This is a genomic window from Paractinoplanes lichenicola, assembly GCF_016785085.1.
GTDB lineage: Bacteria > Actinomycetota > Actinomycetes > Mycobacteriales > Micromonosporaceae > Actinoplanes > Actinoplanes lichenicola.
This window is the reverse complement of sequence record NZ_JAENHO010000005.1, coordinates 412,737-431,390: the sequence shown is the minus strand read 5'-3', so window position 1 is coordinate 431,390 and position 18,654 is coordinate 412,737. Positions and strand designations below refer to the sequence as shown.

The 18,654-nt window shown below is 69.7% G+C and carries 22 protein-coding genes; 11 read left to right on the top strand and 11 right to left on the bottom strand.

What is annotated here, in order from left to right:
• The first annotated feature begins 63 nt into the window (after positions 1 to 63).
• From JKJ07_RS19485 to JKJ07_RS19475, 3 genes are read left to right on the top strand one after another with little or no spacing between them, the layout of a single operon-like run.
• Positions 64 to 513, top strand: a complete 450-nt coding sequence (locus JKJ07_RS19485) for an NUDIX hydrolase (protein WP_202993314.1) — start codon at positions 64 to 66, stop codon at positions 511 to 513.
• On the top strand, positions 510 to 1,376 hold the full coding sequence (locus JKJ07_RS19480) for a nucleotidyltransferase family protein (protein ID WP_202993013.1): 867 nt from the start codon (positions 510 to 512) through the stop codon (positions 1,374 to 1,376). The genes JKJ07_RS19485 and JKJ07_RS19480 overlap by 4 nt, the downstream gene beginning before the upstream one ends.
• 44 nt (positions 1,377 to 1,420) lie before the next feature.
• Positions 1,421 to 1,831, top strand: coding sequence for a YybH family protein (locus tag JKJ07_RS19475; RefSeq protein ID WP_202993012.1), 411 nt, complete (start codon positions 1,421 to 1,423; stop codon positions 1,829 to 1,831).
• Between the two features lie 86 nt (positions 1,832 to 1,917).
• Here JKJ07_RS19475 and JKJ07_RS19470 read toward each other — a convergent pair whose 3' ends face one another.
• The 5 genes from JKJ07_RS19470 to ctaE all read right to left on the bottom strand — a co-directional run bounded on the left by JKJ07_RS19470 (position 1,918) and on the right by ctaE (position 6,518).
• Positions 1,918 to 2,205, bottom strand: a complete 288-nt coding sequence (locus JKJ07_RS19470; RefSeq protein WP_202993011.1) for an Lrp/AsnC family transcriptional regulator — start codon at positions 2,203 to 2,205, stop codon at positions 1,918 to 1,920.
• A 102-nt stretch (positions 2,206 to 2,307) separates the two neighbouring features.
• A complete protein-coding gene (qcrB, locus tag JKJ07_RS19465) occupies positions 2,308 to 3,918 on the bottom strand; it encodes a cytochrome bc1 complex cytochrome b subunit (RefSeq protein WP_202993010.1) in 1,611 nt (536 codons plus the stop codon).
• A complete protein-coding gene (gene qcrA, locus JKJ07_RS19460; RefSeq protein ID WP_202993009.1) occupies positions 3,915 to 5,021 on the bottom strand; it encodes a cytochrome bc1 complex Rieske iron-sulfur subunit in 1,107 nt (368 codons plus the stop codon). The genes qcrB and qcrA overlap by 4 nt, the downstream gene beginning before the upstream one ends.
• Positions 5,018 to 5,866 carry a cytochrome bc1 complex diheme cytochrome c subunit gene (gene qcrC / locus JKJ07_RS19455; RefSeq protein ID WP_202993008.1) on the bottom strand — a complete coding sequence of 283 codons (849 nt, stop codon included), beginning with the start codon at positions 5,864 to 5,866 and terminating at the stop codon, positions 5,018 to 5,020. Before qcrC ends, qcrA begins: the two co-directional genes overlap by 4 nt.
• A gap of 52 nt (positions 5,867 to 5,918) precedes the next feature.
• Positions 5,919 to 6,518 (bottom strand): aa3-type cytochrome oxidase subunit III, encoded by a 600-nt coding sequence (ctaE, locus tag JKJ07_RS19450; protein WP_202993007.1) that lies wholly within the window; start codon positions 6,516 to 6,518, stop codon positions 5,919 to 5,921.
• A 108-nt stretch (positions 6,519 to 6,626) separates the two neighbouring features.
• Between ctaE and JKJ07_RS19445 the strand changes: the two genes are divergently transcribed.
• The 4 genes from JKJ07_RS19445 to JKJ07_RS19430 all read left to right on the top strand — a co-directional run bounded on the left by JKJ07_RS19445 (position 6,627) and on the right by JKJ07_RS19430 (position 9,536).
• Positions 6,627 to 7,655 carry a cytochrome c oxidase assembly protein gene (locus tag JKJ07_RS19445; RefSeq protein ID WP_202993006.1) on the top strand — a complete coding sequence of 343 codons (1,029 nt, stop codon included), beginning with the start codon at positions 6,627 to 6,629 and terminating at the stop codon, positions 7,653 to 7,655.
• 50 nt (positions 7,656 to 7,705) lie between these two features.
• Entirely contained in the window at positions 7,706 to 8,140 is a 435-nt protein-coding gene (locus JKJ07_RS19440) for a hypothetical protein (RefSeq protein WP_202993005.1), read from the top strand.
• Between the two features lie 25 nt (positions 8,141 to 8,165).
• Positions 8,166 to 9,224, top strand: a complete 1,059-nt coding sequence (gene trpD, locus JKJ07_RS19435; protein WP_202993004.1) for an anthranilate phosphoribosyltransferase — start codon at positions 8,166 to 8,168, stop codon at positions 9,222 to 9,224.
• A gap of 120 nt (positions 9,225 to 9,344) precedes the next feature.
• The gene (locus JKJ07_RS19430; protein ID WP_202993003.1) at positions 9,345 to 9,536 is read left to right on the top strand and encodes a hypothetical protein; all 192 of its coding nucleotides are present in this window, start codon (positions 9,345 to 9,347) and stop codon (positions 9,534 to 9,536) included.
• A 58-nt stretch (positions 9,537 to 9,594) separates the two neighbouring features.
• Here the strand turns inward: JKJ07_RS19430 and JKJ07_RS19425 are convergent, their stop codons facing one another.
• Positions 9,595 to 10,020 carry a cytochrome c oxidase subunit 4 gene (locus JKJ07_RS19425; RefSeq protein ID WP_202993002.1) on the bottom strand — a complete coding sequence of 142 codons (426 nt, stop codon included), beginning with the start codon at positions 10,018 to 10,020 and terminating at the stop codon, positions 9,595 to 9,597.
• A 6-nt stretch (positions 10,021 to 10,026) separates the two neighbouring features.
• Entirely contained in the window at positions 10,027 to 10,905 is an 879-nt protein-coding gene (gene ctaC, locus JKJ07_RS19420) for an aa3-type cytochrome oxidase subunit II (RefSeq protein ID WP_202993313.1), read from the bottom strand.
• Positions 10,906 to 11,155: 250 nt separating this feature from the next.
• Between ctaC and JKJ07_RS19415 the strand changes: the two genes are divergently transcribed.
• Together JKJ07_RS19415 and JKJ07_RS19410 are read left to right on the top strand one after the other, a co-directional pair.
• Positions 11,156 to 12,301: a cysteine desulfurase family protein gene (locus JKJ07_RS19415; RefSeq protein ID WP_202993001.1), complete on the top strand. Its 1,146-nt coding sequence runs from the start codon at positions 11,156 to 11,158 to the stop codon at positions 12,299 to 12,301.
• Positions 12,298 to 12,510 (top strand): sulfurtransferase TusA family protein, encoded by a 213-nt coding sequence (locus JKJ07_RS19410; protein WP_202993000.1) that lies wholly within the window; start codon positions 12,298 to 12,300, stop codon positions 12,508 to 12,510. Before JKJ07_RS19415 ends, JKJ07_RS19410 begins: the two co-directional genes overlap by 4 nt.
• 43 nt (positions 12,511 to 12,553) lie before the next feature.
• On the opposite strand, the gene JKJ07_RS19405 is transcribed toward JKJ07_RS19410, so the two are convergent.
• From JKJ07_RS19405 to JKJ07_RS19390, 4 genes are all read right to left on the bottom strand, one after another.
• Positions 12,554 to 13,057 carry a P-loop nucleotide/nucleoside kinase family protein gene (locus JKJ07_RS19405; RefSeq protein WP_202992999.1) on the bottom strand — a complete coding sequence of 168 codons (504 nt, stop codon included), beginning with the start codon at positions 13,055 to 13,057 and terminating at the stop codon, positions 12,554 to 12,556.
• Positions 13,058 to 13,082: 25 nt separating this feature from the next.
• The gene (locus tag JKJ07_RS19400) at positions 13,083 to 14,060 is read right to left on the bottom strand and encodes a carbohydrate kinase family protein (protein ID WP_202992998.1); all 978 of its coding nucleotides are present in this window, start codon (positions 14,058 to 14,060) and stop codon (positions 13,083 to 13,085) included.
• Positions 14,061 to 14,183: 123 nt separating this feature from the next.
• Positions 14,184 to 14,552: an iron-sulfur cluster insertion protein ErpA gene (gene erpA / locus JKJ07_RS19395; protein WP_202992997.1), complete on the bottom strand. Its 369-nt coding sequence runs from the start codon at positions 14,550 to 14,552 to the stop codon at positions 14,184 to 14,186.
• 89 nt (positions 14,553 to 14,641) lie between these two features.
• Positions 14,642 to 15,745 (bottom strand): glycerate kinase family protein, encoded by a 1,104-nt coding sequence (locus JKJ07_RS19390; protein WP_202992996.1) that lies wholly within the window; start codon positions 15,743 to 15,745, stop codon positions 14,642 to 14,644.
• 105 nt (positions 15,746 to 15,850) lie between these two features.
• On the opposite strand from JKJ07_RS19390, the gene nadA reads away from it, so the two are divergent.
• Positions 15,851 to 17,029 carry a quinolinate synthase NadA gene (gene nadA / locus JKJ07_RS19385; protein WP_236029331.1) on the top strand — a complete coding sequence of 393 codons (1,179 nt, stop codon included), beginning with the start codon at positions 15,851 to 15,853 and terminating at the stop codon, positions 17,027 to 17,029.
• Between the two features lie 211 nt (positions 17,030 to 17,240).
• Positions 17,241 to 18,596: a UDP-N-acetylglucosamine 1-carboxyvinyltransferase gene (gene murA / locus JKJ07_RS19380; protein ID WP_202992994.1), complete on the top strand. Its 1,356-nt coding sequence runs from the start codon at positions 17,241 to 17,243 to the stop codon at positions 18,594 to 18,596.
• Positions 18,597 to 18,654: the final 58 nt, after the last annotated feature.

Here is an 18,654-nt window from a genome sequence, read left to right as displayed (position 1 = left end):
AGCCTTGCGCTTGTGAATATTCCTCGGCGCGTGCGGGCGTACGCCTATCAGACGTTCTATCGCATGCCGAGTTCCGTGCGCCGCACCGTCGCGAGCCTGGTCGCCCCGAAATACCTGGTCGGTGCGGTGGCGGTGATCCGCGACTCGGAGACTCCGGAGCCCTCGCGGCTGCTCCTGCTGCGGCAGCCGACCAAGCACGGCTGGAGCCTCCCGGCGGGGCTGCTCAAGCGGCACGAGCCCGCGGCCGTCGGCGCCGCCCGCGAGCTCTTCGAGGAGACCGGCGTCCGGGTCGACCCCGGCGAGCTCACCCCCGGCAACCCGAACGCGATCATCCACCCGGTCGGCGTCGTCGACACCGTCTGGTTCGCCTCGGTCCCGGCGTCCACCACGGAGCTGCGCGTCGACGGCGGCGAGATCCTCGAGGCGAACTGGTTCCCGGTCGACGACCTGCCCCGCCTCACCCGCAACACCGCCCAGCTGCTGGCCCGCTACGACATCGGCCGCCGGCCGTGACCAGCGCCGACCGCCCGGTCGCGCAGCCGCACCGAGCTGTCTGCGGAATCGTGCTGGCCGCCGGTGAGGGCCAGCGGCTGCGGCCCCTGACCGAGTCACTGCCCAAGGCGCTGTGCCCGGTCGGCAACGTGGCCCTGCTCGACCGCGCGCTGGCCCGGCTGGCCGCGCTCGGGCTGGCCGGCCCGGCGCAGGTGGCGGTCAACGCGTGCTACCTCGGCGAGCAGGTCGTGCGGCACGTCGGCGACCGCGCCCACCTGTCGGTCGAGCCCGGCGATCCGGTCGGCACGTCGGGCGGTGTGGGCCGGCTCAAGGGCTGGGTCGACGGCCGCGGCGCGCTGGTCGGCAACGCCGACGCCTATCTGGCCGACCCCGCCCGCGACCCCGGCAAGGACATCGCGGCCCTGCTCGACGGCTGGTCGGGTGAGACGGTCCGGATGCTCACCAAGCCCAACCTGCCCGGCGCGACGGGCGGGTTCAGCGGCCGCCGGTTCACCGGTTTCTCCCTGCTGCCGTGGCGCTACGTCCGCGCCCTGTCGACCGAGCACAGCAACCTCGTCCGGACGGTGTGGCGGCCGGCCGAGGCCGAGGGCGCGCTCGAGCTGATCAACTACGAGGGCGTCTACATCGACACCGGCACCCCGGCCGACTACTTGAGAGCCAATCTGCACGCCGCGAACGGCGGTGTCCTCATCGACCCCACGGCGGAGGTCACCGGGGCCGTCACGGAGTCTGTGGTGGGCGCGGGGGCCCGGGTCCACGGCACAGTCACGCGCTGCGTCGTCTGGCCGGGCGCCGAGGTCGCCGCGGACGAGTCCCTCACCGACTGCGTCCGCGCTCCGGGCAACGTCACCGTCCCGGTCTGAGCAGGCCACCGATGAGTCTCCGGCCCGCGCCGGGTCCTACCGCCATGAGTGCTGACCGTCGACAGGACGAGAAGACCATCGCCGACCTGGTGGAACGGTGGGCGTCCGCGATCCGGGCCGGCGACCTGGAGGGTGTCGTCGCCGATCACGCCGACGACATCGTGATGTTCGACGTGCCGCCGCCGCACGACGGCGTCCGGGGCATCGAGGCCTACCGTGCCGTCTGGCCACCGTTCTTCGAGTTCATCGCCTCGGGCGCCGCGTTCGAGATCGTGCGCCTGGACGTGACCGCCGACGCGGATGTCGCCTATGCCCACGCGCTGCTGCGCTGCGACAAGCCGGAGGAGCTCGAAGCCCACCCCGACCGGCGGCTGCGCCTGTCCCTCGGCTTCCGCAAGGACAACGGCCGGTGGCTGGTGACCCACGAGCACCACTCGTTCCCGCTGGAGGGATAAGGGGCTCGCCGGAGGGGTGAGGGCGCCGCCGGAGCGGTGAGAGCCGCTGCTGGCAGGCCGGTGAGGGCCGTTGGCGGGGCTGGGTGTCAGTCGGCGGCGGGCAGGCCGATGGCGAACGCGTCGTCGAGGTCGTGCTTGGAGTAGGCGCGGAACGCGATGTGCGACTCGGTGTTGAGGACGCCCGCCGTCTTGGAGATCCGGCCCGCGATTACCTCGGCGATGTCCTCGAACTTGGCGACCCGCACGATCGCGATCAGGTCGACGTGGCCGGCCACCGAATAGACCTCGCTCACCCCGTCCAGGGCGGCCAGCGCCTCCGCGACCTCGGGGATGGAGTCGGTTGCGCAGTCGATGTGCACGATCGCGGTGTTCACCGGCGGGCTCCTCAGCTGGGAGGACGAATGGTCGCGACCATGCTATCCGGCACACGAGAAGGGGCCCGCCGAAGCGGGCCCCTTCTGTGACTTGCCGTTGCCTTACTTGCGACCGGACGTGATCTCTTCGCGGTCGTCGCCGCTTACCGGTGGCATGCCCGGCGAGACCGGCGCCTCGGCCGGCTTCTCGACCGGGAAGAAGAAGCCCTTCACGGCCGGGGCCAGGGCGCCGACGCGGTTCATCTTCTTCGGGACGACCCAGCCGCCGTACTCCAGCGGGATCGGGTGGCCGTGGTCGTCGACCGGGCCGAGCGGCTGGTGCACCTCGACGAACTGGCCGTTCGGCAGGCGCCTGATGATGCCGGTCTCGACGCCGTGCGCCAGCACCTCACGGTCGTGCTGCTGCAGACCCAGGCAGATGCGGACCGAGATGAAGTACGCCAGCGGCGGCAGCACGATCATGCCGATACGGCCGGCCCACGTCATCGCGTTGAGGCTGATGTGGAACTTGTCGGCGATGACGTCGTTGCCGCCGGACAGGGTCGCGATGATGAAGAACGTGAACGCCATCGCGCCGATGCCGACCCGCTCCGGGTTGTCGCGCGGGCGCTCCAGCAGGTTGTGGATCCGTTTGTCGCCGGTCTTGCGCGCCTCGATCCACGGCCAGAAGATCGGGCCCGTGGTGAGGGCGCCCAGGCCGACCACGGCGGGCCAGAACAACGGCGGGATGCTGTAGTCGCCGATGTAGATCTGCCAGTTCGGCATGAGCCGGACCAGGCCGTCCATGAACATGACGTACCAGTCGGGCTGCGACGCCGACGACACCTCGGACGCGCGATACGGGCCGAACAGCCAGATCGGGTTGATCTGGAACAGGCCCGCCATCAGGGCGACCGTGCCGAAGACGGCCATGAAGAAGCCGCCCTGCTTGAGCGCGTACCGCGGGAACATGCGCTCGCCGACCACGTTGGTGTTCGTGCGCATCGGGCCGGGCCACTGGGTGTGCTTCTGCTTGAAGACCAGGCCCAGGTGGACGCTGATCAGCGCGAGCAGGCCGCCCGGGATGAGCAGCACGTGCGCGATGTAGAAGCGCCCGATGATCAGGTGGCCCGGGAACTCGCCGCCGAAGATCGAGGCGGAGAGCCAGGTGCCGACGACCGGGATCGACAGCATGATCGCCGAGGCGATGCGGAGACCGGTGCCGGAGAGCCCGTCGTCCGGGAGCGAGTAGCCGGTGAAGCCGGCCAGGAAGCCCAGGAGGAACAGGATCATGCCGATCGCCCAGTTCGCCTCGCGCGGCTTGCGGTAGGCGCCGGTGAAGAAGATGCGGGCCATGTGCACGACGATCGACGCCATGAACAGCAGCGCCGCCCAGTGGTGCATCTGGCGCATGAACAGACCGCCGCGCACCTCGAACGAGAGGTTCAGCGAGGACTCGTACGCCGCGGACATCATCGTGCCGCGCAGGGCCGAGTAGCTGCCCTCGTACGGCACCTCCTTCATCGACGGGTCGAAGAAGAGGGTCAGGAAGACACCCGTGAGCAGCAGGATGATGAACGAGAAGAGGGCGATCTCACCGAGCAGGAACGACCAGTGATCAGGGAAAACCTTGTTGAGCAGGGCACGCAGGGGCGTCGCCGCCTGAAACCGCTCGTCAACGCCCTTGGCTGCGGTGACCGGCGCCTGCTGGAGGTCTACTTTCCGGCGCTTCACGGCCGCTCCCAGAAGTCAGGTCCGACAGTGTCCTTGAAGTCGGACGTTGCCACGAAGAAGCCCTCGTCGTCCACCCCCAGCGGCAACATCGGCAGACGCCGGGTGGCGGGACCGAAGATCGGCTGGGCGTTGCGGGTGATGAGGAACTGCGACTGGTGGCAGGGGCACAACAGGCGGTTCGTCTGCTGCTCGTACAGGCTCGCCGGGCAGCCGGCGTGCGTGCAGATCTTCGAGTACGCCACGTAGTCGCCCCACATCGACCCCTTGTTGCGGCGGTCGGCCTCGGCCGCGTCGCGGGTCGCCTGCGCGTCGTCGGCGCGCAGGTGGATCAGCAGGGTCGGCGAGTCGGCGTACTCGTTGGTCGCGCCGTGCGGGATGCCGGGGAAGACCGTCATCTGGCCACCGGTGCTGACGTCCTCGGGGCGGATCGGCGAGCCGTCCTCCCTGGTCAGCCGCACCGGGTTGCCGCCGTTCTTGCCCGGGTTGAACCCGGTGGTGTACATGATCGGCAGCTCGTCCTTGTGCGGATTCTCGATCAGGCCGCCGATCAGCGGGGCCGCGGCGACGAGGCCGATCGGCGCCAGGCCGAAGCCGATCGCGCCCTTGAGCAGCGGCCGGCGCTGGACGCCGTTGCCGAGCTCGTCGGCGACGAACATCATCGTCTGGCCGGTGATCTTCTGCTCGTCGCTCGGCGACCCGCCGTCGTGCCGGGCCTGGATCGACACCTCGTGCGGCAGCAGCTTCTTGGCCCAGGCCAGGATCGCGAAGCCGACCGCGAACAGCGAGATGCCCAGCGAGATGCCCAGCAGCGGGGTGTAGAAGTCGCTCAGCGTCTCGCCGAGCTCGAAGCGCCACGGCCACCAGATGTAGAAGCCGAGGAAGGCCAGGGCGCCCAGGCCGGCGATGAAGAACAGGAAGGCGATGTTGCGCACGACGCGCTTCTCGGCCTTCGAGTTCTTGCCCTGGAACTGCGACTCGTAGGTGATGATCTCGATCTCGTCGCGGCGCAGGCCCTCTTTGACGATGTCGAAACGCGACAGCCTCGGGTCGTTGACGTCGACCGCCTTGCTCGCATCGGTCGCGTCGTCGTGCAGCGTGGTCATGACTTCCCCGCAATCCACAGCGACGTGAAGACCAGGATGGTGATGCCGACGAGGAAGATCGCGATGCCCTCGGTCGACGGGCCGTAACCACCCAGGTTGAAGATACCGCCCGGGTCCCGGTCTTCCTGCAGCTGCACCTTGATGTAGGTGATGATCTCGCGCTTCTCGTCCGGCGTGAGCTGGTTGTCACCGAAGACCGGCATGTTCTGCGGGCCGGTGAGCATCGCCGCGTAGATCGTCTCGGGGGTGGCGTCGTGCAGGGCCGGGGCGAACTTGCCCGAGCTCAGCGCGCCACCGGCACCGGTGAAGCTGTGGCACGAGGTGCAGTTGACCCGGAACAGCTCGCCACCGCGGGCGATCGCCTCGGGGTTCTCCTTGACGTCCTCGTACAGCTCGCCGGCGGGCAGCTCGGGGCCGCCACCCAGCTCCTGCACGTACTGGCCGAGCTGCTTGGTCTGGTTCTTGTCGAACTGCGGCTTCTTCTCCTCGGCCTGAGCCTCCTGCCGGGTCATCGGCATGCGGCCGGTGCCCACCTGGAACTCGACCGACGCCGAGCCGACGCCGATCAGGCTCGGGCCGCGGTCGTCGACACCCTGGCCGTCGCGGCCGTGGCAGCTGATGCAGCTGTTGTCGTAGAGCTGCTTGCCCTCTTGAGCCGTGGCCGACAGCTGGCGGGGTTCGTCGGCGAACGCGCCCGGCGCGAACGCGGTGTATACGCCGCCGGCGAGCGCGAGCGCGGCGACCATGCGCACGGCCGCTCCGAGGCGCCGCCGCGCCTTGCTCGGCGCGCCACGCCGCCGGGAGAACACCCTGAGGCGCCGGCCGGCGGGGGTGTCTGAAGTCATGGGTTGTATCCCTCTGCGTTTTGACCAGAAGCTCATGGACGGGCGTGCGGCTCTACTGCAGCCAATAGATCATGGCGAACAGCGCGATCCACACGATGTCCACGAAGTGCCAGTAGTACGACACGACGATCGCCGAGGTGGCCTGCGCCGGGGTGAACCTTCCCATCGTCGTGCGGATCATGTAGACGATGAAGGCGATCAGGCCGCCGGTGACGTGCAGCCCGTGGAAGCCGGTGGTCAGGTAGAACATCGAGCCGTACCCGTCGCCGTTGAGCTTGATGCCCTCGTGGACGAGGTTGCGGTACTCGTTCGCCTGGCCGAGCACGAAGATCAGGCCCATCACGAAGGTGATGGTGAACCAGCGCCGCAGCGCGAACACGTCACCCTTCTCCGCCGCGAAGACGCCGAGCTGGCAGGTGACCGAGGAGAGCACCAGGATCACCGTGAACGTCGTCGCGTACGGCAGCTCCAGATGTGGGGTGTGCTCCTCCCACATGCTGTAGTCCGCCGCGCGGATCGAGAAGTACATCGCGAACAAGGCCGCGAAGAACATGAGCTCGCTGGAGAGCCACACGATCGTCCCGACGCTCACCATGTTCGGTCGCGTCAGCGAGTGGATCCTGCTCTTGTCGATGGCTGAGGCCGCTGTCACGGGCTCATTATTGCCCCGCGATCAGTCCAACGTGCTGCGGGGGGTCGAATTCGTCGCATCAGTTGCAGCCCGGAAGATTGGGCACCGACCGGGTAGGCCTAGCCTCGAGTGGTGCACCTAGCCGAAACGCCCACACTCGTCGCCGCGAGCGGGGATACTGTTCTTCCGCCGTTCACTCCGGGCGTGTTCTTCACGGAGCTCCACCTCGGCAGCCTGATCGCGCTCTTCCTGCTGGTCGCCGCGGCGCTCTACGGCTACGGCGTGTATCGGCTGCGCCAGCGGGGCGACGCCTGGCCGCCTGCCCGCACGGTGGCGTTCGTCGCCGGTGGACTCGGCTCGATCGCGGCGGTCTCGGTGACCGGCATCGAGGCGTACGACACCACGCTGATCTCGGTGCACATGGTCCAGCACATGGTGCTCTCGATGGTCGGCCCGATCTTCCTGGCCCTCGGCGCGCCGGTGACCCTGGCCCTGCGCACGCTGCCCGCCGCGCCCCGCAAGAAGCTGCTCGCCGTCGTGCACAGCCGGGTCGCCCGCGTGCTGACGTTTCCGCTGGTCGCGTTCGGAATCTTCGTGGCCAACCCGTTCGTCCTGTACTTCACCGACCTCTATCGGCAGACGCTGCTGCACTCGTGGCTGCACGAGTTCATCCACGTCCACTTCATCATCACCGGCTGCCTGTTCTTCTGGCCGCTGCTGGGCCTGGACCCGCTGCCCAACCGCTGGCCCTATCCCGGCCGCGCGCTGCTGATGGTGCTGTCGGTGCCGTTCCACACCGTGCTCGGCCTGACGATCATGCAGAGCAAGACGCTGCTGGCCGGCGACTACTACCCCAGCCTGGGCCTGAGCTGGCTCGACCCGGCGGCCGACCAGGTCACGGCCGGGGGCATCCTGTGGGCCGGGGGCGAGATCGTCAGCGTCACCATGCTGGGCATTCTGATCCTGCAGTGGGTCAAGCAGTCGGAACGCGAGGCCCGCCGGATCGACCGCGCGCTGGACCGCCAGGAGGCCGAGGAGGCCGCCGAGCAGGCCCGCCAGGAGGCCGGGGAGCACACCGAGCCGCCCCGCCCGGATGCTGCCAAGATCACAAACGGGGGACCCGCCGACACCCGAGGACCGGGGTCCGACACCCCGTAAACGGTTCCGTTACGATCGGCGGGCACCTACGACGTGAACCGGGGCACATTATGAGCGACGAACCGACTCAGTACACGGTCCTCCTGTACAGCGACGACGCCGCCGTGCGCGACCGCATCCGGATGGCGATCGGGGTGCGGCCCGCGGCCGACCTCAAGGTCGAGTTCGCCGACGCCTCCACCTGGGAGGACTGCCGCGACCTGCTCGACAAGTACGAGATCGACTTGATGGTGCTCGACGGCGAGGCCGCCCCCGCGGGTGGCATGGGCATCGCCCGCCAGACCAAGGACGAGTACGCCACGCCCCCGCCCGTCTGCGTCGTCATCGCCCGGGCCGCCGACCGCTGGCTCGCGGCGTACGCGCAGGTCGACCAGACCCTGGTCGCGCCGCTCGACCCGGTCACCACCGGCCAGACCGTCGCCGCCATGCTCCGCGCCCGCCGCAACGGCGCGATCCCCCTGGGCACGCTCGGCAAGCTCGGTTAGTCCCCCAGACGAAAGGGCCCCTGCTGTGGGCGCACGCACCTGGCCGAACCTGACGAGTGCCCTGCTGCGGGGCGAGGAGCTCGAGACCCCCGACACGGCCTGGGCCATGGGCGAGATCATGGCCGGCAACGTCACACCGGCCCAGATCGCCGGCTTCGCGATCGCGCTGCGGGCCAAGGGCGAGACCCCGGGCGAGCTGGCCGGCCTGGTCGAGGCCATGCTGGCCAGCGCGACCCTGGTCGAGCTGCCCGAGGCTGTGCGCACCGACGCGGTCGACGTGGTCGGCACGGGTGGCGACCGGGCCAACACCGTGAACATCTCGACGATGGCGGCGATCATCACAGCCGCCTCGGGTGTGACGGTGGTCAAGCACGGCAATCGCTCCGCCTCGTCCAGCACCGGCACGGCCGACCTCCTCGAGCATTTCGGCATCCCGCTCGACCTGGGCCCCGACGGCGTCGTGAGCACGGTGACCGACGCCGGCATGGGCTTCTGCTTCGCGGCCCGCTTCCACCCCGGCATGCGGCACGCCGCCGTGACGCGGCGCGAGCTGGGTGTGCCCACGTTCTTCAACGTGCTGGGCCCGCTGACCAACCCGGCCCGGCCCACGGCGGCCGCGGTCGGCTGCTTCGACCTGCGGATGGCCCCGGTGATGGCGGCCGTGTTCGCCCGGCGCGGCGACTCGGCGCTGGTGATGCGGGGCGAGGACGGGCTCGACGAGTTCACCACCTGCGCACCCACCCGCCTCTGGCAGGCCAAGGACGGCGAGGTCACCGAGCACGTGATCGACGCCGTCGAGCTGGGCCTGCCGCGCAGCGAGCCGGGCGCCCTGCGGGGCGGCGACACCCCGTTCAACGCCGACGTGGCCCACCGGACGTTCGCCGGCGAGGCCGGCCCGGTGCGTGACGCGGTCGTGCTCAACGCGGCGGCCGCCCTGGCCGCGCACGGAGGCTTCCCCGGCGACCTGAGAGACACGCTGCGGGCCGGAATAGCCCGGGCCCAAGAGACGATCGACTCGGGCGCCGCGACGGCTCAGCTGGCCCGCTGGGTGGATGCGGCCCAGAAGGCCAAAGCCGCCGAGTAGGCACGTCCGAGCAATTTCACAGCGGACACGCCGCCGCGAATGCTCCCATATGCCTGATTTACGTGGCAGCGTCGGAATCAGTTTCGGGTAATCCACCTTCCGGCGAAGAGGAGGCCACCCGTGTCATATCAGGAACCCCGCTGCGTCATCTGTGACAGCGACATGTTGTTCGAGGTGCCGGCGACCCCGGACGGCGAGGTCGAGGAGCTGGTCTGCCGGCGCTGCGGCGCCGCCGAGGTGGTCACCCCCGTCATAGCCCACCTGTGGCCGGGCCGCACTCCCGTCCTCCCCCAGCAACGCCGCGCAGCCTGACAAACACAAAGAAGCCCGCGTCCCCGAGGGGCGCGGGCTTCTTCACAAAAGCTTCGGCTCAGTGCTCCGCGGGGTGCCGCGTGCCCGTGTAGTACTCGAAGATCATGGCGCTGGACGACGCGATCACCATGATCAGGCCCAGGGCCAGCAGCCACCACAGCCAGAAGACCAGGCCGAGACCGGCGATCGTGGCCGACAGTGCGATCCCGAACGGCCAGTAGCTGCCCGGGCTGAAGAAGCCGATCTCGCCGGCGCCCTCGGCGATCTCGCCGTCCTCGCGGTCCTCCGGGCGCAGGTCGATGCGCCGGGCGACGAACCAGAAGAAGCCGCCGCACATCGAGCAGAGCAGGCCGGACAGGATCAGCGCGACCGTGCCGATCCACTCCAGATGGCCGGTGGCCCCGTGGGTGTAGAAGCCGTAGACGACGGACGCGCCGAAGAGGAAGACGGCCACACCCGCGAAGATCTTGTATTCGGTACGCACGTTCCCCTACTTCCCGGCCGTCGCGGCGGCGCCCGTGCCGGCCGCGACCGCGCCACGCTGGTTCCAGTTGTTCTTCTGGCGCCGCGTGTCGAACGGCTCGGTCGTCGTCGCGTACATCTGATCGCCGGTGAAGCCGATCGCGGCCATGGCCTCCTGCGTGGAGGACCCGTCCCGCTTGGCCGCCAGGAACTGATCGAACCGCTCGGGTGAGACCACGACGAGCTCGAAGTTCATGAAGGCGTGATACGTCCCGCAGAGCTCGGCGCAGCGGCCGACGTAGCGGCCCTCCTTGTCGAGAGTGATCTCGAAGGTGTTGCGCACACTGCCCGGGAAGACGTCCCGCTTGAACAGGATCTCGGGGACCCAGAACGAGTGGATGACGTCCTTGCTCGTCTCCTCGAACCGGATCTTTTCGTTGGTCGGGAGGACCAGGATCGGGATGACGTCGGACGAGCCGACTGTCGAGGCGACCGTGCCGGCGTCCTTACCCATGCCGTCGCGGTAGTTGAACTGCCAGTTCCACTTGAACGCGACGACCTCGACGACCTGGTCGGGGTTCTTCGAGAGCTTGTCCACGTCGGTCTGCACGATCGCCGTGTAGTAGAAGAGGATCGCCACGATCAGCACCGGGGTGACCGTGTAGAGGACCTCCATCGGCATGTTGAACCGGGTCTGCACGGGCAGCTCGTCGCCGCGCTTGCGATACCGGATGATGCACCAGAAGATCAGGCCCCACACGAAGACGCCGACGATCAACGCCGCGATCGTCGAGGCGATCCACAGGTCGTACATCTTGTGCGCCTGCAGGGTGATGCCCTTGCCGGGCCATCCGAAGTGGCCGAAGGCGCTTCCGACGCCCTCAAGCGAACATCCCGAGAGCAGCATCAGCAGCGCCGTGCCGCTGAGACCGAGCCCGGCGATCCGGACTGCAGCTCGCGACCGCGCGGCCGAACTCTTTGCGCTCACCTGCTTTTGCCTCCTTAGCAGCGCCGCCTCCCGCCCGAAACGGACACGAGTGGCCAGGCGTTACCGACGGTCGCACACTACTCGACCAGGCCCTGACACACCTTTGCGGGGGTCCGATCTTCGAGCGCGCGCATATGCCCCTCGACATTCGGAGGATACCGTTCCTGGGGTGGAATACACGGGCGATCCCGCTGGTCCGGCCGCATACCTCGACGCGGCGACCGCGAGTCCACTGCATCCGGTGACCCGCGAGGCGCTGCTGGCCGCGCTCGAGGACGGCTGGGCCGACCCGGCGCGCCTCTATGCCGCGGGCCGGCGGGCGCAGCAGCTCTCCGACGCGGCCCGGGCCGCTTTCGCCGAGGCCTTGGGCGTGCGGGCCGACGAGGTCTCCTTCTGGCCCTCGGGCACGGCCGCCGCGCAGGCCGCCGTGCTCGGGGGGCTCGCCGGGCGGGCCCGCAAGGGCGACACGCTGGTGCATTCCGCGATCGAGCACTCGGCCGTCCTGCACGCGGCCGCCCGGGGCAAGGCGGCCGAGGTCGGGGTCGACCGGCTGGGCCGCCTCGACCTGGACGCCTGGGAGCGGGCCGTCGCCGCGCCCGGGGTGGCGCTGGCCTCGCTGATCAGCGCGAGTCACGAGGTGGGCACGGTGCAGCCGGTGGCGGCGGCGGCCGCGTACTGCGCCGAGGCCGGCGTGCCGCTCTTCGTCGACGCCGCCCAGTCGGTGGGCCGGGCCGACGTGCCGCCGGGCTGGTCGCTGCTGAGCGCGAGCGCACACAAGTGGGGTGGCCCGCCGGGTGTCGGAGTGCTGGTTGTGCGCAAAGGTGTGCGCTGGATCTCCCCGTACCCGCAGGATGATCTTTATCGCCCCGGGACGCCCGGGAGCGTCGATCTGCCCGCGGTGGTCGCCGCCGCGGCGAGTCTGCGCGCCGTCCGGGCCGAGGCAAAGGCCGAGGCCGTACGGCTGAGCGCGCTGGTCGACCGCATCCGCGCGCGTGTGCCCGAGCTGGTGCCCGACGTCGAGGTGGTCGGCGATCCCGAGCAGCGGCTGCCGCACCTGGTCACGTTCTCGTGCCTCTACGTCGACGGGGAGGCCCTGCTGCACGCGCTCGACCGGGCCGGCTTCGCGGTCTCGTCGGGCTCGTCGTGCACGGCGTCGACGCTGCGGCCCAGCCACGTGCTCGAGGCGATGGGCGTGCTCAGCCACGGCAACGTACGGGTCTCGCTGCACCGCGGCACGACCGAGGCCGACGTCGACCGGTTCCTGGCCGTGCTGCCGGGCCTGGTCGAGACCATCCGGCGGGCGGCGGGAATGTGATCGAGCTCGACTGCCTGGGTCAGAAGTGCCCGCTGCCGGTGATCAAGCTGGCCCGGACGATCGGCCGGGTCGAGGTCGGCGGGATCGTCCGGGTGCTGGCCGACGACCCGGCCGCCGCGAACGACATCCCGGCCTGGTGCCGCATGAAGAAGCAGGAGTACGTGGGCTCCCCGGCGGCGAACACGTTCGACGTCCGCCGGCTCAGCTGACGAGCCCGTCCGACCACCCCAGCCAGCCGCCCCTTCGACCTGCCTAAAGGCTGAGATACTGGACGATCGCCCCGACCGGCTCCTTGGCCAGATGCGTGTCGACGACCAGGCGCGGGCCCAGGTACGGCTCGTATTCCGCCTGGCGCTCGAGGACCCGCACCCAGTCGGGCACGCCGTCGTGGTCGCGGGTCTCGTAGCGCTTCTCGACCCGGCGGCGATGCTCGGCGTCGTCACCGACCACCACCTCGACCACGCGCAGCGGCACGCCGGCCCGCTCGGCCACGTCGACCCACAGCTGGCGGGCCGCCTTGACCGGGCTGACCGCGTCGATGATCACGTGGTGACCCATGCCGAGCTGCACCTCGGCCAGCGCGGCCACCGTCCCGTACGCGGCGAAACCGGGTCTCGGCTCGACCACCTCGTATCGCTGGAGCGCGAAGTCGACGGTGTCGACCGCCAGCACGCACGCGGGCAGCTCAGTGGCCACCCGCGCGGCAAGCGTGCTCTTTCCGACACCGGGCAGACCGGCGAAGACCGCTAAGACCATGACTCCGATCAGACCATGCGCCTGATCAGGCCGGAAGGTAGGCCCTGATCTCGGCGGCCGCGGCGTCGCCGTACGAGTCGGCGAAGCGCTTGGCGAAGTCCTCGGCGCGGATGTCGTACTCCTGGGGGCCGACCGACTCGAGCACGAGCGCCGCCACCAGCGAGCCGACCTGGGCCGCCCGCTCGAGGCCGAGCCCCCACGAGACCGCGCTGAAGAAGCCGGCCCGGAAGCCGTCGCCGACGCCGGTCGGGTCCTCGGCCAGCACGTCCCGCGCGACCGGCACATGGATGCGCTCGATGTCGCGGCCGGTGATCTCGACGCCGTCCTTGCCGAGCGTGGTGACCCGGATCTTGACCTGCTCGAGGACCTGCTCGGAGGTGAGGCCGGCCTTGGTCTCGAGCAGCGAGCGCTCGTACTCGTTGGTCAGCAGGTAGTCGGCGCCGGTGATCAGGGTGAGCACGTCGCTGCCGTCCATGCGGGCGAGCTGCTGCGACGGGTCGGCGGCGAACTTGAAGCCGCGGGCCCGGCACTCCTGCGAGTGGCGGATCATCGCGGCCGGGTCGTTCGCGCTGATCAGCACGAGGTCGAGGCCGCCCGCGCGCTGGTCGACCGGCGAGAGCTCGATGTTGCGGGCCTCGGCCATGGCGCCCGCGTAGAACGAGGCGATCTGGTTGAGGTCGTCGTCGGTGGTGCAGACGAAGCGGGCCGTGTGCGCGACCTCGCTCACGTGCACCGAGTCGCAGTCGACGCCGTGGCGCTCGAGCCAGGACCGGTAGTCGGCGAAGTCGGCGCCGACCGCGCCCACCAGGATCGGCCGCAGACCCAGCTTGCCCATGCCGAACGAGATGTTGCTGGCCACGCCGCCGCGCCGGACCACCAGGTCGTCGACGAGGAACGAGAGCGAGACCTTGTGCAGCTGGTCGGCGATGAGCTGGTCGGCGAACCGCCCCGGGAAGTGCATCAGGTGGTCGGTGGCGATCGAACCGGTCACGGCGATCTTCATGAGGGCCCTCGGAGTTTTCGGGAACGGGGGGCTTACGTACGCAGCCTACCGGCTGGGTTACACGCAGCAGGCCGCCCCGTTAACGGGACGGCCTGCTGAGAGATTCTTGCTGCGTGGCGTGGATCAGTGGAACGAGTCGCCACAGGCGCAGGAGTTCTGCGCGTTCGGGTTGTCGATCGTGAAGCCCTGCGCGTCGATCCGGTCGGCGAAGTCGATCGTGGCGCCGGCCAGGTAGGGGGCGCTCATGCGGTCGACGACGACCTCGACACCGCCGAAGTCGTTGACGACGTCACCGTCGAGCGACCGCTCGTCGAAGAACAGCTGGTAACGCAGGCCGGAGCAGCCACCGGGCTGAACCGCGATGCGCAGGCGCAGGTCGTCGCGGCCTTCCTGCTCGATCAGGGCCTTGACCTTCACTGCGGCGACATCGGTCAGGAGGACAGTGGTCGGGGCGGTGGCCTCGGCCGACTCGGTGTGCTGTTCAGTGGTCACTGCGTTATCTCCCTGCAAGTGCGGACAGATCTGCCGTACTGGCCAACGCTAGCCCCATTCCCGAAGATTCCCAATCCGGGTGTCCCAGTTCACCTGCTCCACTGCTCACTCAGGCGTTGTGCCAGCTCGCGCAGTCCGCGCCCGGGTTCGTTCATCGCCAAATCAGTGCTGCCGAAGTGCTCGGTGAGGGAATACGTCTCGGTGACACCGGCCGCGGCGGCCTCGCGATAGCCCGTCTCGTTGCGCCCGGCCAGCACGACGCAGGGCAGGCCCCGGTCGCGGGCGGCGTTCGCGATGCCGGCCACCACCTTGCCGCGCAGCGACTGGTGGTCGAAAGATCCCTCTCCGGTGATCACCAGGTCGGCCGCGTCGAGCTCCTTCTCGAGCCCGATGGCCGTGCTGACCAGGCCGATCCCCGACACCACGCGGCCGCCGAGGGCGATCAGGGCCGCGCCGATCCCGCCCGCCGCGCCACCACCGGGGACCCGCTGCAGATCCTCGACCCCGAAAGCCTTTTCCAGTACGCCGGCGAACTGCTCCAGGGCGGCGTCGAGGCGGTAGACGTCCTCGCGGCTCGCACCCTTCTGCGGGCCGAAGACGTTGCTCGCGCCCTGCAGGCCGGTCAGCGGGTTGTCGACGTCGGTGGCGGCGATCAGGCTGACCTGCCGCAACCGGGGCACGCCACCGAGCGCGGCCGCCGCGTTCAGATAGGCGCCCCCGTACGGCAGGGCGTACCCGGCAATGTCGACCGGCGCGGCGCCCAGCGCGGCCAGCATGCCGGCCCCGGCGTCGTTGACCGCGGAACCCCCGAGGCCGATCACGACCTCGGTCGCGCCCGCTTCGACCGCCGCCAGCAGGAGCAGGCCCAACCCGTACGAGGAAGCGCTGTTGGGGTCTCGCTCCTCGGCAGTGAGCAGATGCAGACCGCAGGCATGCGCGCTCTCGATGTAGGCCGTCGGACCGGAGAGCAGGATCTCGCCCTGGACCGGACGCCCGAGCGGGTCGACCGTCGGCACCGGGACGCGGCGGCCGGGCAGCGCGCTCGCGAGCACCTCGACGAACCCGGGGCCGCCGTCGGAGAGGGGCCTTTTGATCAGGTCGTCGGGTCCGGCCCAGCCATCGACGACTGCCTGGGCGACCTCGGGGGCGGACAGGGTGCCGGCGAACTTGTCCGGACAGATCAGTACGCGCACGCGTATGAGTGTGGCAGGCCACGTCCGCCTCCCCACCCACCGCCCGTAACAGGACTGAAGGCTGTGTTTCTTGTGACTCCGTTACCGGTCCTGCCTTGTGCGACGATGGCGAATGTGACGTCGACCTGGACCGAGCCCTCGAACACCGCCACCGCCCTGCTCCTGCTGGGCCGGGGCACCGACCCCGCCTCCGAGCGCGGCGTCGACTGCCCGGGCGATCTGCCCGCGCCGAGCGACCCCGACCTGGTCGCCCGGGCCACCGCCGCCAAGGCCGCGCTGGGCGACCGCGTCTTCGTGCTCGGCCACCACTACCAGCGCGACGAGGTCATCCAGTTCGCCGACGTCACCGGCGACTCCTTCAAGCTGGCGCAGCAGGCCGCGGCCCGGCCCGACGCCGAGTTCATCGTGTTCTGCGGCGTGCACTTCATGGCCGAGAGCGCCGACATCCTCACCACCGCCCGGCAGCGGGTCATCCTGCCCGACCTGGCGGCCGGCTGCTCGATGGCCGACATGGCCGTGCTGGGCCAGGTCGAGACCGCGTGGGAGCGCTTCGAGGATCTGGGGATCGCCGCCGACGTCGTCCCGGTGACCTACATGAACTCGTCGGCCGACATCAAGGGCTTCGTGGGCCGCAACAAGGGCGTGGTCTGCACGTCGTCGAACGCCAAGCGCGCCCTGACCTGGTCGTTCGAGCAGGGCAGCAAGGTGTTCTTCCTGCCCGACCAGCACCTGGGACGCAACACGGCCGTCCTGGAGATGGGATTCGATCTCGACGACTGTGTGCTCTACGACCCGCACAAGCCCGGGGGCGGCCTGACCGACGACGAGCTGCGTGACGCCCGCATGATCCTGTGGCGGGGGCACTGCTCGGTGCACGGCCGCTTCACGCTCGACAGCGTGCGCGAGGTGCGCGAGCGGGTGCCCGGGGTCAACGTGCTGGTGCACCCCGAGTGCCGCCACGACGTCGTGCGGGCGGCCGACCAGGTGGGCTCGACCGAATACATCATCAAGGCGCTGGACGCGGCCCCGTCCGGGTCGGCCTGGGCGGTCGGCACCGAGCTCAACCTCGTACGGCGGCTGGCTCTGGCGCACCCCGACAAGCAGATCATGTTCCTCGACCGTACGGTCTGCTACTGCTCGACCATGAACCGTATCGACCTCCCCCACCTGGTGTGGGCGCTGGAGGAACTGGTGGCCGGCCGGGTGCCGAACGTCATCACGGTGGACGAGGAAACGGCGGCCAACGCGCGTGTCGCACTGGACCAGATGCTCGCCCTGCCGTAACGCACCGTGATCAACAAGATCCGCTGAGCGCGAAGCTACCTTTCTGTTGTCTTAATCATCAGGGTTTCGTGCCAGCCCGGGCGTTTGACGACTGGCGCGTCTGTCACTCAGCGCTATGCTTCCCCGGTTGCAAGAACGGGTACCCCTGCCCGTCCCCTTGCCCCTCGATCATCTTCGGGCGCCCACTGACGCCCGCCGGCTGGAGGTTACGTTGACCGACGACGTCTTGGTCGTGCACGGCGGTACGCCGCTGCAGGGTCAGATCCGGGTCCGTGGCGCCAAAAATCTTGTTTCCAAGGCGATGGTGGCCGCCCTGCTGGGCGAGACCCCGAGCGTCCTGTTCGACGTCCCGCGCATCCGCGACGTCGAGGTCGTCCGCGGCCTGCTCGAACTGCACGGCGTCAAGGTCAGCGACGGTGCCGACGACGGCGAGATCGTCATGGACCCCACAAATGTGGAGAGCGCCAGCACCGACGAGATCAACGTGCACGCCGGCTCGAGCCGCATCCCGATCCTGTTCTGCGGCCCGCTGCTGCACCGCCTGGGTCACGCGTTCATCCCCGACCTCGGCGGCTGCCACATCGGCCCGCGCCCGATCGACTTCCACATCCAGGCGCTGCGCGAGTTCGGCGCGGTCGTCGACAAGACGCCCGAGGGCATGCACCTGAGCGCGCCCCACGGCCTCAAGGGCGCCAAGCTCGAGCTGCCCTACCCGAGCGTCGGCGCCACCGAGCAGGTGCTGCTGACCGCCGTACGGGCCGAGGGTGTCACCGAGCTGCGCAACGCGGCCATCGAGCCCGAGATCATCGACCTGATCTGCGTCCTGCAGAAGATGGGCGCGATCATCACGGTGCACACCGACCGGGTCATCGAGATCCAGGGTGTGCCGCGGCTGCACGGCTACCAGCACAAGCCGATCCCCGACCGGATCGAGGCCGCCAGCTGGGCCGCCGCCGCGCTCGCGACCAAGGGCGAGATCGAGGTGCTCGGCGCCCGTCAGCAGGACATGATGACGTTCCTCAACGTCTTCCGGTCGATCGGCGGCGAGTTCCAGATCACCGACGACCGGGTGGCCCGCGCGGGCGTGACCGGCGCCGAGGGCGGCATCAAGTTCTGGCACCCCGGCCACGAGCTGCAGGCCGTCGCGCTCGAGACCGACGTGCACCCCGGCTTCATGACCGACTGGCAGCAGCCCCTGGTGGTCGCGCTGACCCAGGCCCGCGGCCTGTCGATCATGCACGAGACCGTCTACGAGCAGCGGCTGGGCTACACCGACGCGCTCAACCAGATGGGCGCGACGATCCAGGTCTACCGCGACTGCCTGGGTGGCACCCCGTGCCGGTTCGGCCGCCGCAACTTCAAGCACTCCGCCGTCATCGCCGGCCCGTCCAAGCTGCACGCGGCCGACCTGGTGATCCCCGACCTGCGGGCCGGCTTCGCCCACCTGATCGCGGCGCTGGCCGCCGAGGGCACCTCGCGCGTCTACGGCGTCGACCTGATCAACCGCGGCTACGAGGACTTCGAGGGCAAGCTGGCGGCGCTCGGCGCCCACGTCGAGCGCCTCTAGCCCTTCAGTTTCATCACTATCAGCGGCGCGGTGTGAATCACACCGCGCCGCTTGGCTA

Coding starts and splice junctions, on each gene's coding strand:
- qcrC (WP_202993008.1), bottom strand. CDS start 5,866: ATGACTTCAGACACCCCCGCCGGCCGGCGCCTCAGGGTGTTCTCCCGG.
- JKJ07_RS19440 (WP_202993005.1), top strand. CDS start 7,706: ATGAGCGACGAACCGACTCAGTACACGGTCCTCCTGTACAGCGACGAC.
- qcrA (WP_202993009.1), bottom strand. CDS start 5,021: ATGACCACGCTGCACGACGACGCGACCGATGCGAGCAAGGCGGTCGAC.
- JKJ07_RS19405 (WP_202992999.1), bottom strand. CDS start 13,057: ATGGTCTTAGCGGTCTTCGCCGGTCTGCCCGGTGTCGGAAAGAGCACG.
- JKJ07_RS19400 (WP_202992998.1), bottom strand. CDS start 14,060: ATGAAGATCGCCGTGACCGGTTCGATCGCCACCGACCACCTGATGCAC.
- nadA (WP_236029331.1), top strand. CDS start 15,851: ATGGCGAATGTGACGTCGACCTGGACCGAGCCCTCGAACACCGCCACC.
- ctaC (WP_202993313.1), bottom strand. CDS start 10,905: ATGCTGCTCTCGGGATGTTCGCTTGAGGGCGTCGGAAGCGCCTTCGGC.
- JKJ07_RS19475 (WP_202993012.1), top strand. CDS start 1,421: ATGAGTGCTGACCGTCGACAGGACGAGAAGACCATCGCCGACCTGGTG.
- JKJ07_RS19485 (WP_202993314.1), top strand. CDS start 64: ATGCCGAGTTCCGTGCGCCGCACCGTCGCGAGCCTGGTCGCCCCGAAA.